Raw genomic sequence first — 16,324 nt, forward strand, 5'->3', positions numbered from 1 at the left:
GGGCGTGTGAAAAAACGAGAAATCATTTTTTACACGCTCTTTTAGACTAAAAAATTATAAACGAAGTACTCTCTAAAAGCGCATTTCCCCCTTACCCCATAAATTTGTTGATTTTCAAATCTATGCAACTGATTTTATTTTCATCTGTTTGTTGTGGAATTTATAAAGATTGTGTCCCAGTGAAACAAGGTATACTTCAAGTTGAACGGATTTTATCCCTCTTCGCACAATCCGTTTATACCACCGGTCATTTTTTATAATACCAAAAGTACCTTCTGCCTGGATGGAACGGTTCATTCTAAGCAGCGCCCCCTGGATACTCTCAAGGTTTTGAATCACTTCCTGATGCATCTTTGTTAGTTCCTGATTGACACGCACGGTACGGTTTCCTTCTCCCTTTTTACATTTTTCCGCATAAGGACATCCACTGCAGTCTTCGCACTGATAGATTTCCTCTTCCCGTCCATACGCGTTTCCTTTTATTGCCTTACGGTACTGCAAATGAAATCCCTTTCCGTTAGGGCACCGCATTTTTCCATCTCCGTCGATCTTGAAATTAACTGCCCGGAATGGGTCTTCATGATAGTTTTTGTCAGTGGTTTCTTTCTTAAACATTGGGAATTTCATATATTTTTCCAGCCCATTCTGTTCACAGAAAATATAGTTATTATACGAGCCGTAACCGGCATCCGCTACCGGATATTTGGGGTAGAATCCATAAATATCATGGAACTTATTCATGAGGGGGATGAAACAGTCCATATCTGAACGGTATTGGTTCACATCAACAACCGCTATATACTCATCCGCCACACCGACCTGGACATTATACGCCGGGAGCAGCTGGTCATTTCCCATATAGTCCTTTTTGATTCGCATGAAAGTAGCAGAATGATCAGTCTTGGAATAGCTATTGCGTCCATCTCCACAGATTTGGATCTTTTCTACATATTCATTCAGCTTTGACAGATATTCCTTAAGTTTTTCATAATGGCGCTGCTGGACTGACTTTCGATGTCCTTTACCAGCGACAAACGTTGTTTCATTCAAATGCCAGATTTCTACGTATTTCGATGCGGCTTCCTTTAGGTATTCTGGCGAGTATTCCGTATTAATACGGAACTTTATCCCCGTGTATTGAAGCTCAAGATTAATTTCCTGAAACAGGGAAGTGATCTTCTCAAACAGGCGGTATCTGGATTTTTCAGTCGCCTTCTTCCATACCCAGGAATACTTGTTTGCGTTGGCTTCAAACTTAGAACCGTCAATATATAAATGTTGCAGGTCCGTATGTTCTTTCTCAAAAATTTTTTGATTGATATCACAGAATAGTTTCTCAATAGAATCGCTGAGTATCTCATTGATAAAATATCCAAAAGTCCGATAGGATGGGACTTCATGATCCATCAGATACATGAACCTTAGATTCACTTTGCAGCTGTCTTCCAGCTCACGAAGAGAGACATATCCATTTGTCATAAATCCGAACAGGATTGTTTTCAGCATACTGACCGGGTTATACCGAAGTCTTCCCACCTCATGTTTCGGGATTTCCTTCAGGTATTTCTCCAAATCGATTTCTCCCATAAATCGATCAAATGTCAGCACCGGATCACAAATGTCCAGATAATCTTGAATTAGTATTGGCAAAACTGCCTGTTTTGGGTTAGAATAAGTACGTGTTATTTTTTTCATTGCAGATTAATTTTAACACAAAAAGAAGGACCTTGGAGTCATTATGAATCCTTGGTCCTTTTTTTTATAGGCTATATTTTTTCACAGCCCCATTGCTTGCCAATATTATCAGAAATGTATGGCCGTATGCGGCAACGCTACCTGAAAGAACACCGGCCCAGCCTTTACAGCAGCTTGATTTTGAGCGAAAAGCTGTACCCGCACCTGTTGGAGATTGACCGGGCGGCGCATGAACGAATGGACGCCATGCTGCCTCGTATGATGGGGGCGGCAGGCGTCACCGAGGAACTGAAAGCCCGTGACCCCATGCGCTGGGTGGGGCTGATGAACACGCTGAAAGTGCAGGTGGAGGAAACTATTTTTCAAGAGTTGATATTTCAATAATCATGTGAGCGCCAGAGTTCCCCCTGGCGCTCATTTTACTTTCGCTGTGCGTTTTTTCTGTACTCTAATGGCAACAATCCCGTGCTTTTTCGGAATAATTCTGCAAATCGGCTTGAAGTGGAATAGCCTACTGTTTGGGCAACTTGCCCGACTGTCAGCTCTGTATATGCCAGCAGATATTCTGCTTGGCTCATGCGCCGCTGTTGAACATATTCCGTGATGGTGCAGTCGTAGTATTTCTTAAAACAGCTTTTGAGCTTTGTTGTTCCCATGCAGGCAATCTGTGTTAGCCGTTCCAGAGGAATATCAAAAGCATAGTGATCGCTAAGATAAGCGGCAACTATTTGGAGATTTTCAATATCCTGTTGAGAGAGCTTATGGGCTGGTTTATCAGGATGTTTCTTCTGATATTCCACCACCATTGAAACAGCTTCTGCGACTTTACCCTCATAAAAAAGTTTTGCGGCAATCCCTTCCCCGCGATAGTCTTTGATTTCTGTGAGTAACCGTGACATTTCTGGAAAGTCGGAAGTTTGGTCGATCTTCCGAAATGCATCCACAGGATTGATCTGTGCCTCTGGGTACAGTTTTTTCAGGTAGTCCTCATAATATGCCGGTGCAATCTCAATCCCAACCGAACGGATTGGAATATTTTTATGTATCAAAGCCTTGTATGGAGCGTAGCCTCCAATAAATGTTTTGATACAACCGGCAGACAGCCTACGGTATGGAGATAATTCCTCCCCGGAAATAGAGTCATACCGAGTGATACTCAGACATTCCGGCAGGGAACATTCCAACATGAAATCTTCGTGGAAGGAAAAGTTGTGGATTTTAATATCATATAGGTCTTTCTGTCCATAAGTCCAGTAGGAGCCTTCTCCAACTTCGGGAGAAAGTTTCCAGCAGTCACCTAATGCCCCATATTGCTGGTTGTCTGGGTCATGGATAAAACCGTGTTCAATCAGCAACGGTGTATAAAACTGGTCAATAATTTCAGACATGAAAACAGACCGCCTCCTTTTTGCAACGATTAGACGAACTTTTGAAAGGAACAGACGAACATCGCCGGGACCTATTGAATGTTGTTCGATAAATGCGTATTGTATTAGACAGTGGTTAGAACTATCTAACCGAAGAATATCACAAACCACTTGTCGAGTCAAGACAATGAAAGGTAGGAGGTCAAAATGAGTAATCAAGTAAATTCTATGAACAAAGGTCTGACAGTGAAAGACCTTGTAACAACAGGTATTTTTACTGCACTGTTATTTGTTTTTGTATTGGTGGGCGGTGTCTTTTTTGCAACGAATCCTGTACTTACTTTTTTCATGCCAGCAGGAGGTGGGCTGCTTGCTGGCCCCATTTATCTTTTGCTGATTGCAAAAGTACATAAGCGTTGGAGCCTTTCTATAATGGGCGTTATCATGGGTATTATTTGGTTCGTGACCGGTATGCACTGGGCTTTTGCATTGGGCTATCTGATTATGGCGATTGTCGCGGACTTTGTTGCTGGTGCAGGGCAATACAAAAGCAAGAAACTCAACAGTCTGTCTTACATCCTGTTTTCCCTCGGCGGTACTGGATCGTATATCGTTTTCTTTGCTGACCCCAACGGCTGGGCGCAGACAATGCTGGGTAATGGAACCGAACAGAGCTACATCGACACCATGCAGGCAACCGCTAACACCGGCATTCTGATTGCCATGTTTGCCGCTGCTATTATTACATCTGCGATCAGCGCCTTTGTAGGCTGCAAAATGCTGAAAAAGCAGTTTGAAAAAGCAGGTATTACAGCATGAGCGGTAAACGCCACAAGAAAGGGCTTTGGCTCGACCCACGGGCCAAGCTCTTTCTTATTCTTATGTGTGTTTTATCGTCCATGTTTGCTCCTTCACTTGCATATCAATTTGTCCTTGTTATGCTGATTGCGGTATTGGGGGCTTTCTTTGGAAAGTGGAAATATGTCATTAAGGCTGTATGCTTTTATGCGGTCATCTGTGCCCTGACAGTTTGGATCATGGCAGAAATGACAGGCACGCTGCGGACAATGTTTATTGCCTTTTTAGGATTGTTTCATAAGGTATATGCGTGCGGAACCTTGGCCGGGATTGTTCTGACTACTACAAAAGTCAATGAGTTCCTGTCTGCTATGAACCGTGTCCACGCACCCAAAAAGTTAGTAATTCCTATGGCAGTTATGCTACGGTACATTCCAACTATTCAAGAGGACTGGCGCTATATCAAGGACGCTATGCGGATGAGAGATGTTTCACCTTCTCTGGCGAGCTTTTTAGCACATCCGGGCATGACAGTTGAGTGTATTTATGTGCCTTTGTTGATGGCAGCTTCAAAAGCAGCGGATGATCTTTCTGTTGCTTCTGTCACCCGTGGAATTGAAAATCCCAATCCACGCACCTGCCTTGTCCAGATAAAATGCGGAGCTGCCGATTGGGGCGTCATGACCGTTGCCGTAGCTTATCTGATTTTTGAATTATGTGTGCGGGGAGGTGTGATCGGTTGATTGAGTTTGAAAATGTATCGTTTTCCTATACAGGACAGGAACATGGCGGGCTGCATGACATCAATTTGAAAATTTCGGACGGAGAATGTGTCCTGTTCTGTGGCCGCAGTGGGTGCGGAAAGACAACGATCACACGGCTGGTGAACGGCTTAATTCCTCAATTTTATCAAGGGGAACTTCATGGCCGTGTGCTGGTAGATGGTCAGGAAATCAGCAATATCCCTATGTATCAGATTGCCGCTAAGGTCGGCTCCGTTTTCCAAAATCCACGGACACAGTTTTTCAATGTGGACACAGACAGCGAGATCGCCTTTGGCATTGAGAACGAGGCTCGTCCTCCACAAGAGCTGATAGAGCGAGTGGAACAGACAGCCGACGATCTGCGTATTCAAAAGCTGCGGAACCGGAATATTTTTGAGTTGTCCGGCGGTGAAAAGCAGAAAATCGCCTTCGCTTCTGTTTATGCCATGAACCCACAGATTTATTTGCTGGATGAACCGTCCTCCAATTTGGATATGACTTCCATTCAGGAGTTGAGAGAGCATTTGCGGCTGATAAAAAAGCAGGGCAAAACGGTTTTGATAGCAGAACACCGGCTGTACTACCTGATGGAACTGGCCGACCGAATTGTTTATCTGGAAAAAGGAGAAATCAAAGGGATTTATACCCCGGAAGAATTTCGACAGCTGTCGGAACAGGAGCGTGAACGCATGGGCCTGCGGGCAGTTGATCTTCGGGCGGTGTTCCCACCTAAACCCCACTCGATTGCCCCTATCCCGGTATTAGAGCTACGGAATGTGACGCTCCGTTACAAGAAGCGAACCATTTTGCATGATATTGGCTTATCCGCAGGAAAGGGTGAAGTGATTGGCGTGGTCGGCCACAATGGAGCCGGAAAGACTACATTTTCTCGCGCTCTCTGTGGGCTTCACAAAGACTGCGATGGACAATTTTTGTGGGAAAGCAAGCCGATTGAGTGTAAGGAAAGGCTGCAACGCTCTTATATGGTCATGCAGGATGTGAACTATGAGCTTTTCGCTGACAGCGTAGAAGCAGAATGTTCCTTTGGCATCCGAAATCCAGACCAAACGCTGGTAAATGCAACTTTGGAAGAACTGGGACTTTCCCCATATCGAGAACAACATCCAAACACGCTTTCCGGCGGTCAAAAGCAACGAGTAGCTGTAGCTGTCAGCATGATTTGTGGGAAAGACTTGCTTGTATTTGATGAACCGACCAGCGGCCTTGACTTTGACAGTATGACGCAGGTTGCAGGATTGATCCGGCGATTATCCAATATGGGAAAAGTCATTTTCATTGTCACCCACGATTTTGAATTTGTCTGCCGTACCTGCTCACGTGTCCTGCATTTTGACGAGGGAGAAATGCCCGATGATGTACCAGTTACAATGGATGCCCTCCCGAAATTGAGAGAGCTGTTCTCTGTTTCAGATGGAAAGGAGAGGTAGTCTATGAAGCAGAAAAAAGAAAACAGAGTAGCACTGCTGCTCCATTGGGCCGGAGGCCAGAAAATCTGGCTGTTCCTGGCAATCCTGCTGTCCATGTGCAGTGGGCTTTGCATTATTGTTCCGTATATTGGGATTTACAGGCTGATGGATGCCACATTTAACAATGCCTGCACAAAAGAACTTGTGGTACAGACTGTGGCAATGATTGCCGCCGCTGTTACCCTGCGTTTTGCATTATTCGGCTGTTCCGGCGTGGCAGCCCATAAAGGCGCATACGGCGCACTGTTCAAAGTGCGCTGCATGGTTGCGGAACACATGGCCAGAGCGCCTTTGGGGGCCTTGAATGAACGGCGCACCGGGGATATAAAAACGATTCTGAATGAAGATATTGAAAAGCTGGAGTTGTTCCTGGCCCATAACCTTCCTGACCTTGTGTGCTATCTGGTTGGGCCGGTAGTCATCTTTATTTACCTGATGACCGTCAATATTCCTCTGGCATTGATTTCCCTGGTTCCGCTGATCCTTGCTGTTGTTGTAATGGGGATGATGTTCCGCAACACGGATGACCTGATGGAACGGGCCAATCGCTCCATTACCACACTGAACTCGGTTATGATTGAGTACATCAGCGGTATGAAATTGATTAAAGCCTATAACATGGGGAGCAAATCGTTTCAAAAGTTTTCAGACGCTATCCAGGAAGAAAACGCCATGTGGAATGAAACTTCCCGGCGCATGGGGCCACCTTATGCGGCATTTGTTGTTATCATCGAATGTGGGATGTTGCTGATGGTTCCAATCGGCGGAATGTTTTTCCTCAAAGGCTCACTGGCGGCCAGCGCATTTTTGCTGTTCGTCTATGTAGGTTCCATGTATCTGACGGAAATACGCCCCCTACAGGAACTGGGGACTAATTTTGCCAATGTGCTGAACGCTGTTACTAAGACCAAAGAGATATTGGATATTCCAATTTATGAGGGTGGAGCGGACTTTCCCCAAAATCACGATATTGAACTTCGGAATGTTCGGTTTTCCTATGATGGCAAGACCGATGTACTGCAAGGCGTTAATCTCAAAATTAAAGATGGTGAACGCATGGCCCTTGTGGGACAGTCTGGTGCCGGTAAAAGTACCGTGATTGAGCTGATTTCTCGGTTCTATGATGTGCAGGAGGGCGAAGTGCTGATTGGCGGGAAAAATGTAAAGGAACTTAATTATGATACTATCCTAAAAAATGTCGCCATTGTGTTCCAAAAGACCTTCCTGACCCGTGACAGCGTTTTAGAAAATATCCGCATGGGCAGTAACGCCACTCTGGAAAAAGTACGGACCGCCGCAAAAGAGGCGCAGATTGATGATTTCATCATGTCTTTGCCGGATGGATATGACACGAAGGTGGGCAGCTTCGGCTCTCGCTTCTCCGGCGGTGAAAAACAGCGGATTGCCATTGCCCGCGCTATCCTGAAGAATGCCCCCATTTTGATCTTAGACGAGGCCACAAGCGCCTCTGACCCGGAAAATCAGATGGAGATTGACAAAGCCATTCAAAATCTCTGTAAGGGAAAGACTGTCATTGTGGTAGCCCATCGTTTGAGCGCGTTGAAGATGTGCGAGCGTGTAGCAGTGGTTGAAAATCACACAATTACCTGTGTCGGAACCCATGAGGAAGTCCGAAAGAACAATGCTTACTATCGGAAGGCGTGGGAGGACTACGAAACAGCCCGGAATATTACTTATCAGTTGGAGGGAGGCGAGCAGCATGAGTGAGCATGATGTATTGAAAAAGAACCGCAATTTTTATATTGGCGTTGGCGGGACTGTTCTGGAAGGGCTTCTCTCCGGCAGCCTGTTTATGCTGCTTTACTCTGTCATGCAGTTTTTGTGGTCGGGACAATTTGACATGAACCGTGTCCTGGTTCTGACCTGTGTGATCGCGGTGGTTTTTCTTCTTCGTATCTTGATTTACAGCTATGGCTATACCAAAGCGCAGATCGGCGGTGCAGAGGTCAGCAAGAATACCCGCCTCTTTATGGGCGACCATTTGAAGCGTATCCCGCTTTCCCGGTTTACCCAGGGACAGACCGGCGATTATATCAATACCATCACAAGCGATGTAAACAACTATGAAAAAATCCTGACCCATAAAATCGGTGATATGGCAAAGAGTTTTGCACTTTCGCTCATGCTGATTATTTTTGTGATGACCATTTATGTGCCTGCCGGAATTATTCTGCTGATTGCCGACTTGCTTTTGATCCCTGGACTGTGGCTTTCCTTCCGTATGGTTCGGAAGTATGGTAAAGAAAAGAATGATATTTGTGCAGAGAATGTCAGCAGCATTGTGGAGTATGTGTCTGGTATTCAAACTTTCCGGGCCTATGGCGTAGGTGGTTTGAAGAATAAAACCGTTATCAACGCTATGCGGGAGTTCTGTCGGATCAGCTTTGTGTACGAATCAAAAGTGCTTCCTATTGGTGCGGTCTTTGGTATTTTGAGTTGGCTGTCCTGCCCGCTGGTTATCTTGATGGCCTATGCACCCTGGGTCGCAGGGACACTGAACACGGTGGACTACCTTTTGATTTGTATGCTGCCCCTGTTCTGTGCAAAGCTGGCAAACTCTATTTTTGTAGACCTGACAAGTTATAAAAACCTGATGATCTCCAAAAACAAAATCCTGGGTGTAATGAACGAGCCGGAGGAAACTGGCAGTATGGAGCCGCTTCAGATAGCTACCCATGAGATTACCTTCGATAGTGTGGACTTTTCCTATGTGCCCGGAGAGCCGGTGCTGAAACACGCCACCTTTACAGTGCCAGACCAGAAGCTCACGGCCATTGTCGGGGACTCCGGTTCCGGCAAATCTACCATTCTGAATTTGATTGCAAAATATTACGAGGCAACAGGCGGAACAATTTCCATTGGTGGTAAACCTATAAACCATATAGCTGCCGAGCGTGTACTGGAACAAATCTCTATGGTAGATCAGGATGTATTTCTCTTTGATGATACCATTCGTGAGAATATCCGGCACGCCCGCCCCGAAGCCACGGATGAGGAAATCGAAGCCGCCTGCCGGGAGGCCAACTGTGGCGGCTTCATCCGCAAGATGGAAAAGGGCTACGATACGCCGACTGGCGAAAACGGAAACCTTCTTTCTGGCGGTGAGCGTCAGCGAATTTCAATCGCCCGCGCTATCCTGAAAAACAGCCCAATCCTGCTTTTGGATGAGGCAACAGCGTCCCTTGACATCGAGAACGAGCTGGCAGTAAAGCAGGCCATCGCCAATCTGCTGAAAGAGAAAAAGACTGTGGTAATGATTGCTCATACCCTTTCCATCGTCAAAAATGCAGATCAAATCCTTGTGGTATCTGGCGGAAAGATTGCTGAAGCCGGTACTCACGATGAATTGCTGGCTAAAGGCGGAAAGTATGCGGCCATGTGGAACGCCGAACAGAAATTATCTGCATAAGGGAGGTCTTAATGAAACTTCATGCGTCCGGGGAGGACTATCTGGAAACCATTCTTGTTCTTCAAAAGAAACTCGGTATGGTACGCTCCGTAGATGTGGCCCGGCACATGGAGGTGTCAAAGCCCAGTGTGTGCCATGCAGTGGCTACCTTGCGAGACGGCGGCTTTCTCACGATGGACAGCGACTATTTCCTGCACCTGACCGATGTAGGCCGGGCAGTTGCCGAAAAAATCTACGAGCGCCATTGCTTTTTCACTGAGCAGCTTATCGTAGCGGGCGTTGACCCTGAAACTGCGGAGGCCGACGCCTGCCGGATTGAACACATCATTAGCGACGAGAGCTTTTTGCGGCTGAAGGAGGCAGCTGCACAGGAGCAAGACTAAACTGAATATGCCAAGCGATCCTGCCCCGACAGACGGGGAAAGAAAAAAACCGTTGCAGGGCAGGTAGCTTCGTGCGCCCATAATGGATTTTCAGGGTACTGCGGCGGTTTTGAGTAACATCAAGGCCGCCGTTCCTTATGCCCTCGACAAAGGAGTGACGCCTATACGCTGACACGGCGGCTTTAGGAGGGAGCCGCCGTGAAGCAAAGACCGCTTCGACATAATTCGGCAGGGATTTACCTGCCAAAAAAAGCCTAACCGTCAACCGGCCTCCATCTGCTTATGAACAGGCACTATCGTGGCTGGTCCATAAGCGTCATAAGTCCTTTTTTAGCAGCGCCAGCCGCCGTTCTTCGGATGCTGGCGCTTTTGCTTGTCGTTTTTTCGGGAATTTCCTCGAAAGGTGTCGCTCACCGCCTTCATTTCGGTTCACCCGTCAACCCGTGAATCGAAATGGAGGTACATAATGCAGAAAATCAATCTTCGGGAACTGTATCCCGATGTGTATAAAACCGATGTCTTTGTAGACGTGGCCGAGGAAGTTGTGGCCGCGATACGGGGCCAGGAGCAGGACGATGCCGCCTATGAACGCCGGAAGTTCCGGCACAAGGCTCACTACTCTCTGAACCGGGAGGATGGCATTGAAAACGATGCCCTCAACCGGCCACTCACCCCGGCGGAAGTCCTGGAGCAGAAGCTGCTGCGGGAGGAAGTGTATGCCGCGCTGATGCAGCTGACCGACATCCAGGCCCGGCGTATCTACGCCCGGTTTTACCTGGGCATGACGGTGGCCGAGATCGCCCGGATCGAGGGTGCTGACCGCCGCCGCGTGTGGGAGAGCATCCGGCGCGGACTGAAGAAGCTGGCGCGGTTGCTGGATACGGCCCAATAACCTGACCGCCGCATAGCGGCAAAAAGAGAGCCGGTGGAGGTTTTTATTCCTCCACCGGCTTACTTATTCTCTAAATGTTCATCTGGGTCAACCCCAGCCGTCTGCACCATCTCTTTTAGCTCATCAGTCAACGCACGGGTCGAGTTTAACAGCACTTTTCTGGCAGCCGGAGGGCACGAAAGGTAAAGCTGCCGCATATCGTTGGCGGCTTGCTCATCTTCAGGCAGATCGAGATTCATCAGGGAATCTAAAGATAAATTCAAGACTTTGCAAAAAGCGCGCAGAACCTCAAAAGAAGGATTCTTCACCCCTCTTTCGCAGCCTTGAACGTGCTTTAGAGAAACGTGGCTCAGATCTGCGAGTTCCTGCTGCGTCAATCCTTTTTCCTTACGCGCTTTTTGTATCCTTCGTCCCAGCTCTTTTATCAGTTCCATAGGCACTATCGTCTCCTTTATCATATTTTATCGTGCCCATTTCCTTGCAGGAAGAACCTCATAAAAGGCGTTTTTGAGTACGATAGTACCTATTTTGTTGTGCTTGTAAGGAGATGGCGCTGTCCGCAGCTTCTATGAAGGGACAAGGCAAAATATTTTTTCAAATAAATCGCAGTACAGACAGGACAAATCGCCTGTTTTTGTCATGGCTGTCAAGAAGGAGCTTTTCTTTCGCTGACCTTTGACAACTGAATACACGGCAGAACAGGTACATAACCCGCGCATGAGCGAGTGCAGGACGCCGCGAAGATGGAGCAGCCAGGAGGTGATGGACAAGCTGTTTCGGAGCGATCAACGTCTCTGTGACCCGGATGGTGGCACATCCGGCGCGATGAGGGCGCGGGGGCTTAAAGATACTTCCTCACGGCCCGCCAAAGACTTGGGGGGAACCCTGCGGCACACGATACGAACGATGCTGCGGAGTTATGACAGCCGCGCCAGCGGAGACCTGTTGTGTTCCTATCGTCAGGGGGCGTGGCAAATGTGACGAAAGCTGAGAAATATAAATAGGAAGCGTTTGCCGCTTTCTGTTCAAAATCAGATACCATGCGCTGGTGGTTTCGGCTGCCAGCGTATTCATGTGATTTTGAACAAACACGATGACAAACTTGACGGATTGGAGGAAATATGCTTTATGGAAAAACTTATTACGCGAAAAGAAGCAGCAGAAATTTTGGGTATCAGCATTGCAACGCTGGACGCGGCCCGTAACAATGGTCTTATTTCTTATGTGCAATATGTGCAGAATGGCTGTGTGTACTTTACCTCAGCGGGCCTTCAGGAGTATATCGCAAAATGCACCCACAGAGCAAAGCCAGCAGAAAAGAACGCAACTTATCGTAAACCTCGCAGAGCTGGAGTGTGAGCCGGTCCGTATCCTTGTCGAAATCATAATGGTCTGATAAAACATAGATACAGCGCTGGAGTATATTCTTAGGAGGTGGAGAAATTGGCAAATAGAAAAATAATGCTTCCTCAATATGGCACAGTTATGAAAAGAGGTGTCCTATATTATAGGACCAGAATCAAAGACGCGAATGGTAAGCTCGTAGCTATCTACGCAAAAACACCTGAAGAACTATACAACAAAGAAACGCTTGCGTTGGAACAGATTGAGAATGCCACTTTTCATCGGAAAACGCCCACAGTTGCAGAGTATTGTGAAAAGTGGCTGTTGATGCAGTCGGTTCATGTACGAGCTACTACTTTGACGGATTACACCTCAAAGGTTAGGCGGCATATTATAGCGGAATTGGGAGATAAACGGATGGGTGAGGTTAGCCTGGATGATATTCAGCTTGCCCTTGTTCCGGTTTCCAAAAAATCTGCATCGGTTTATAAATCTGTGGTAATCCTTTACAAATCTATCTTTCGCGCAGCGATGGAAAGTAGGATTATTGACCACAACCCAACGATTTATCTGACAACAAAAGGTGGCGGTGTTCCACAAGAGGATCGTCAGGCTTTGACAGATGAACAGGTGGAGCGCCTTTTGGATGCTATCCGAGATTTGCCGCCTTATGTCTTTGTCATGATTGGTTTATATGCAGGGCTACGCCGGGAAGAAATTCTTGCTCTGCAATGGGATTCAGTATATCTGGATACAGATACTCCATATCTGACGGTAAGACGGGCATGGCACACCGAACATAACAGACCTGTGATTTCGGATGAATTGAAAACCAAGGCTGCGGAGAGAAATATCCCCCTTCCTGTTTGCTTGGCTGAGTGTTTGAAAGCAGCAAAGGAAACTTCGACTTCGGAGTATGTGGTTTCAAACCGGGATGGCGAACCGCTGTCCTACACGCAGTTTAAGCGACTTTGGCAGTATATTGTTACGAGGACGGTCAAGGAGCGGAGCTATTATCGGTATGAAGATGGAAAAAGAGTAAAGCATACTGTCACACCTGTCTTGGGAGAAAAGGCTGCTCATAACGGAAAAGTGGTTTACAGTCTGGACTTTGAAGTAACACCCCATCAGCTGCGGCATACTTACATTACCAATCTCATTCATGCATCGGTAGATCCCAAAACGGTTCAATACCTGGCAGGCCATGAAAGCAGCAAGATTACCATGGACATTTATGCAAAGGTTAAGTACAACAGACCAGATAAGCTGGTCAGATCAATGAACTGTGCGTTTGCAAGCTGGGATGCAGCACAGTAATAACAAATAGGAAATGAAGCAGGAGCGAGGCAAGGATGTCTCGCTCTTTGTTTTACCTCAGCCGTATCTTTGATTAAATCGAGGCTTTCTGATAAAAAGAGAGTGTAGATACGGAGACTACACATTATCAAGAAAGGACGATCAAAGATGGCAAAAAAGAAAACACAGATCCCGAAGTACGGGACCATTACATTGAAAGGAATCCAGTATTACAGAACCAGGATTACGGATGCAGATGGCAAAGAGTTGAGTTTGTATGCCGCAACTTGTGAAGAATTGTATGAGAAGCAGTTAGAGGCCCGGAAGCAGGTGGAAGAAATTATCTTTCACCGGCAGCACCCGACAGTAGCCGAGTATGGAGAGAAGTGGCTGCTGATGCAGTCGGCAAAGGTGTCTGCGTCTACACTCAGAGGTTATACGAGGGATATGACAAACTATATCATAAAACCTCTGGGAGAGATGTATATGGAAGAAGTGACCGCTGACGATATTCGGCTGGCGCTTGTTCCATTGTCAAAGAAATCGGAAGGCTTATACAATAAGGTCAATATGCTACTCAAGTGCATTTTTTATGCGGCAGAGAGAAACCAAATTCTTGAACACAATCCCTGTGCGGGAATATCCGGTAAAGGCGGAAAACCGACAAAAAAGAAGGAGGCATTGACAGATCAGCAGGTAGCCGTGCTTCTGGATACAGTCAAGGGACTTCCTCCATATTTGTTTATTATGCTCGGTTTGTATTCCGGTCTGCGTCGGGAAGAAATTCTTGCACTGCAATGGGATTGTGTATTTCTGGACGAGGATACACCTTATCTATCGGTGAGGCGGGCATGGCGTACAGAGCATAACAGACCCGTGATTTCTACGGTGCTAAAGACTCCGGCGGCAAAAAGGGATATTCCGATACCGAAGTGTTTGGTGGATTGTCTGAGAGAAACGAAAGAAAATTCCATATCAGATTATGTGATTGCTGACAGCAAAGGGGAGCCGCTGGCTGCTTCGCAGTTTCAAAGAGTGTGGCAATATGTCGTTGTCCGCTCCACTAAGCCCCGGAACTATTATAAGTATGTGAATGGGCAGAGCATCAAATACACGGTTACCCCAACGCTGGGCATGACCCAGAAAAATCAACCCAAAATCAGATATACGCTGGACTTTGATGTAACCCCGCATCAGCTGCGACACACTTACATTACCAATCTTCTCTATGCTGGTGTTGATCCAAAGACCGTCCAATACCTTGCCGGACACGAAAACAGCAAAACAACTATGGACATCTATGCAAAAGTGAAGTACAATAAACCAGAGGAGCTGTTTGGGGTAGTAAATGGTGCGTTTCATCAGGCTATTGCTGAATGAAAAAAGGCCGTTTTTTATGGTCCGCACACCGGATAACTGAGAGGCAGAAAGCCGGAAAAGCCCGGAGTATCAAGGGAAAACAGCTCAAAAACTCGCGCAGTACGGTCTCAAAGCAGCTCGTCGCGCTCCGCAGTTCAGCAAGCGATAATCTACAGCTTAATAATGCTAAAAAAGCCCGGAAATACGCCATTTTCCGGGCTTTTTCTATGCCTGAAATCGCCTGATTCCGATGGTGAAATTTGAGGAAATTTGACTTCAAATTACCCCATTTTGATGGGTTTACCATGGGTTTACGGCCTATTTTTGAGCCTAATGGGTGGGAAAATGGGTTTACAGAAGGCCATTTTGGAGGGGAAATTAGCCCCATATCCTTGACAGATTTTCGGCAAAAATCCGGCTGAAACGGAATGAAAAACAGTGTCAGGTTCGTTTGGCGAGTTCTGACGAATTCTGCAAAAATTTAATATCAGGTATCCTGTTACATAGAGCCTTGGCTCATTCTTTGAAAACGAGAATGGGTCGAGGCTCTATTTTTTTCGCCCGAAATCCGGCGAGACAAATTTGAGCAGGAGGTAACAGGTATGACGGATTTCAATCAGAAGACCCATGACACCGATGTGGGCAGTCATGGCGGACAGTCAAGGCAGATGATGGAGGTGTTTGAGAACCAGGAGTTTGGTTCGATCCGCGTGTTGCAAGAGGCGGGCAAGACCTTCTTCTGTGCAAGCGATGTGGCGAAAGCGTTGGGGTATGTGAATCCCTACGCCGCAGTGAAACGCCATTGCAGAGGCCCCCTAACGAAACGCGAGGGGGTCGTTCAGAAGGTGAATCAGTATGGAGATGCTGGAGAGCAGGTCGTTGAAATCTCCTTTATCACAGAAGGCGATGTTTACCGGCTGATCGTTCACAGCAAGCTGCCATCGGCAGAACGATTTGAACACTGGGTGTTTGATGAAGTTCTTCCTTCCATTCGCAAGCATGGTGTGTATATGAGCGATTCCATTTTGGATCAGGTGATTCAGCATCCGGAGGTCATCTACACCCTGGCACAGGAGCTTGTAGCCGAGAGGGAGCAGCTTGAGGGTATCCGCAAACAGCTGGATGCGGCACAGCCCAAGGCAGACTACTTCGACACCTTTGTAAATTCGGAGGACTGCACCTGCATCCGGAATTTCTGTAAGGAAATCGGAATCCCAGAGAAGACGGCAGTAGCTCTCTTACTGGATCACCGCTATCTGTACCGCAGTCCAAGCGGCTGGCTGATGCCTTTTGCAGACAAATCTGCAAGGGGCTATTTTATTGTCCGGGATTGCTACGGCAGAAGCGGAAAACTGGTGCAGCAGACGAGAGTGACCTGCAAGGGAAAGAATCATCTCTTCAAGTTGTTTAAGAAATGGGGTGTGATCGAATGACGCTTTTTACAGAGGGACGCCTTCAGGCGTTTGAACGCATGATGCAGGATACCGGCAAATACCATCGACGGGAGGA

Annotated in this window: 14 protein-coding genes and 1 pseudogene; 12 read left to right on the forward strand and 3 right to left on the reverse strand. The window is 46.9% G+C overall.

Annotated elements, in window-relative coordinates:
- Positions 1-120: 120 nt before the first annotated feature.
- Positions 121-1,695 (reverse strand): IS1182 family transposase, encoded by a 1,575-nt coding sequence (locus tag OCV62_RS16640; protein ID WP_118762430.1) that lies wholly within the window; start codon positions 1,693-1,695, stop codon positions 121-123.
- A gap of 117 nt (positions 1,696-1,812) precedes the next feature.
- Here OCV62_RS16640 and OCV62_RS16645 point away from each other — a divergent pair.
- Positions 1,813-2,079: pseudogene (locus OCV62_RS16645) on the forward strand (TnpV protein); the annotation flags it as partial.
- Between the two features lie 35 nt (positions 2,080-2,114).
- Here the strand turns inward: OCV62_RS16645 and OCV62_RS16650 are convergent.
- On the reverse strand, positions 2,115-3,083 hold the full coding sequence (locus OCV62_RS16650; RefSeq protein ID WP_009272641.1) for an AraC family transcriptional regulator: 969 nt from the start codon (positions 3,081-3,083) through the stop codon (positions 2,115-2,117).
- Positions 3,084-3,290: 207 nt separating this feature from the next.
- On the opposite strand from OCV62_RS16650, the gene OCV62_RS16655 reads away from it, so the two are divergent.
- The 7 genes from OCV62_RS16655 (at position 3,291) to OCV62_RS16685 (ending at position 10,816) form a co-directional block, all read left to right on the forward strand.
- Entirely contained in the window at positions 3,291-3,881 is a 591-nt protein-coding gene (locus OCV62_RS16655; RefSeq protein WP_007705906.1) for an MptD family putative ECF transporter S component, read from the forward strand.
- Positions 3,878-4,603 (forward strand): energy-coupling factor transporter transmembrane component T, encoded by a 726-nt coding sequence (locus tag OCV62_RS16660; RefSeq protein ID WP_007705904.1) that lies wholly within the window; start codon positions 3,878-3,880, stop codon positions 4,601-4,603. The genes OCV62_RS16655 and OCV62_RS16660 overlap by 4 nt, the downstream gene beginning before the upstream one ends.
- Positions 4,600-6,072, forward strand: coding sequence for an ABC transporter ATP-binding protein (locus OCV62_RS16665; protein ID WP_069432438.1), 1,473 nt, complete (start codon positions 4,600-4,602; stop codon positions 6,070-6,072). The genes OCV62_RS16660 and OCV62_RS16665 overlap by 4 nt, the downstream gene beginning before the upstream one ends.
- A gap of 3 nt (positions 6,073-6,075) precedes the next feature.
- A complete protein-coding gene (locus tag OCV62_RS16670) occupies positions 6,076-7,839 on the forward strand; it encodes an ABC transporter ATP-binding protein (protein WP_195476865.1) in 1,764 nt (587 codons plus the stop codon).
- Entirely contained in the window at positions 7,832-9,541 is a 1,710-nt protein-coding gene (locus OCV62_RS16675; RefSeq protein WP_262588082.1) for an ABC transporter ATP-binding protein, read from the forward strand. The genes OCV62_RS16670 and OCV62_RS16675 overlap by 8 nt, the downstream gene beginning before the upstream one ends.
- An 11-nt stretch (positions 9,542-9,552) precedes the next feature.
- Positions 9,553-9,924, forward strand: a complete 372-nt coding sequence (locus OCV62_RS16680; protein WP_069432435.1) for a metal-dependent transcriptional regulator — start codon at positions 9,553-9,555, stop codon at positions 9,922-9,924.
- A 466-nt stretch (positions 9,925-10,390) separates the two neighbouring features.
- Positions 10,391-10,816, forward strand: a complete 426-nt coding sequence (locus OCV62_RS16685; protein ID WP_195476867.1) for an RNA polymerase sigma factor — start codon at positions 10,391-10,393, stop codon at positions 10,814-10,816.
- A 59-nt stretch (positions 10,817-10,875) separates the two neighbouring features.
- Here OCV62_RS16685 and OCV62_RS16690 read toward each other — a convergent pair whose 3' ends face one another.
- The gene (locus OCV62_RS16690) at positions 10,876-11,250 is read right to left on the reverse strand and encodes a helix-turn-helix domain-containing protein (protein WP_004797313.1); all 375 of its coding nucleotides are present in this window, start codon (positions 11,248-11,250) and stop codon (positions 10,876-10,878) included.
- A gap of 694 nt (positions 11,251-11,944) precedes the next feature.
- Between OCV62_RS16690 and OCV62_RS16695 the strand changes: the two genes are divergently transcribed.
- The 4 genes from OCV62_RS16695 (at position 11,945) to OCV62_RS16710 (ending at position 16,248) form a co-directional block, all read left to right on the forward strand.
- The gene (locus OCV62_RS16695) at positions 11,945-12,175 is read left to right on the forward strand and encodes a helix-turn-helix domain-containing protein (protein WP_008728422.1); all 231 of its coding nucleotides are present in this window, start codon (positions 11,945-11,947) and stop codon (positions 12,173-12,175) included.
- 84 nt (positions 12,176-12,259) lie between these two features.
- Positions 12,260-13,477 carry a tyrosine-type recombinase/integrase gene (locus OCV62_RS16700; protein WP_262588087.1) on the forward strand — a complete coding sequence of 406 codons (1,218 nt, stop codon included), beginning with the start codon at positions 12,260-12,262 and terminating at the stop codon, positions 13,475-13,477.
- A 147-nt stretch (positions 13,478-13,624) separates the two neighbouring features.
- The gene (locus tag OCV62_RS16705; protein ID WP_003526283.1) at positions 13,625-14,836 is read left to right on the forward strand and encodes a tyrosine-type recombinase/integrase; all 1,212 of its coding nucleotides are present in this window, start codon (positions 13,625-13,627) and stop codon (positions 14,834-14,836) included.
- A gap of 581 nt (positions 14,837-15,417) precedes the next feature.
- Entirely contained in the window at positions 15,418-16,248 is an 831-nt protein-coding gene (locus tag OCV62_RS16710; protein WP_002576413.1) for a phage antirepressor Ant, read from the forward strand.
- Positions 16,249-16,324: the final 76 nt, after the last annotated feature.

It is taken from the genome of Gallintestinimicrobium propionicum, assembly GCF_025567525.1.
Classification (GTDB): Bacteria; Bacillota; Clostridia; order Lachnospirales; family Lachnospiraceae; genus Gallintestinimicrobium; species Gallintestinimicrobium propionicum.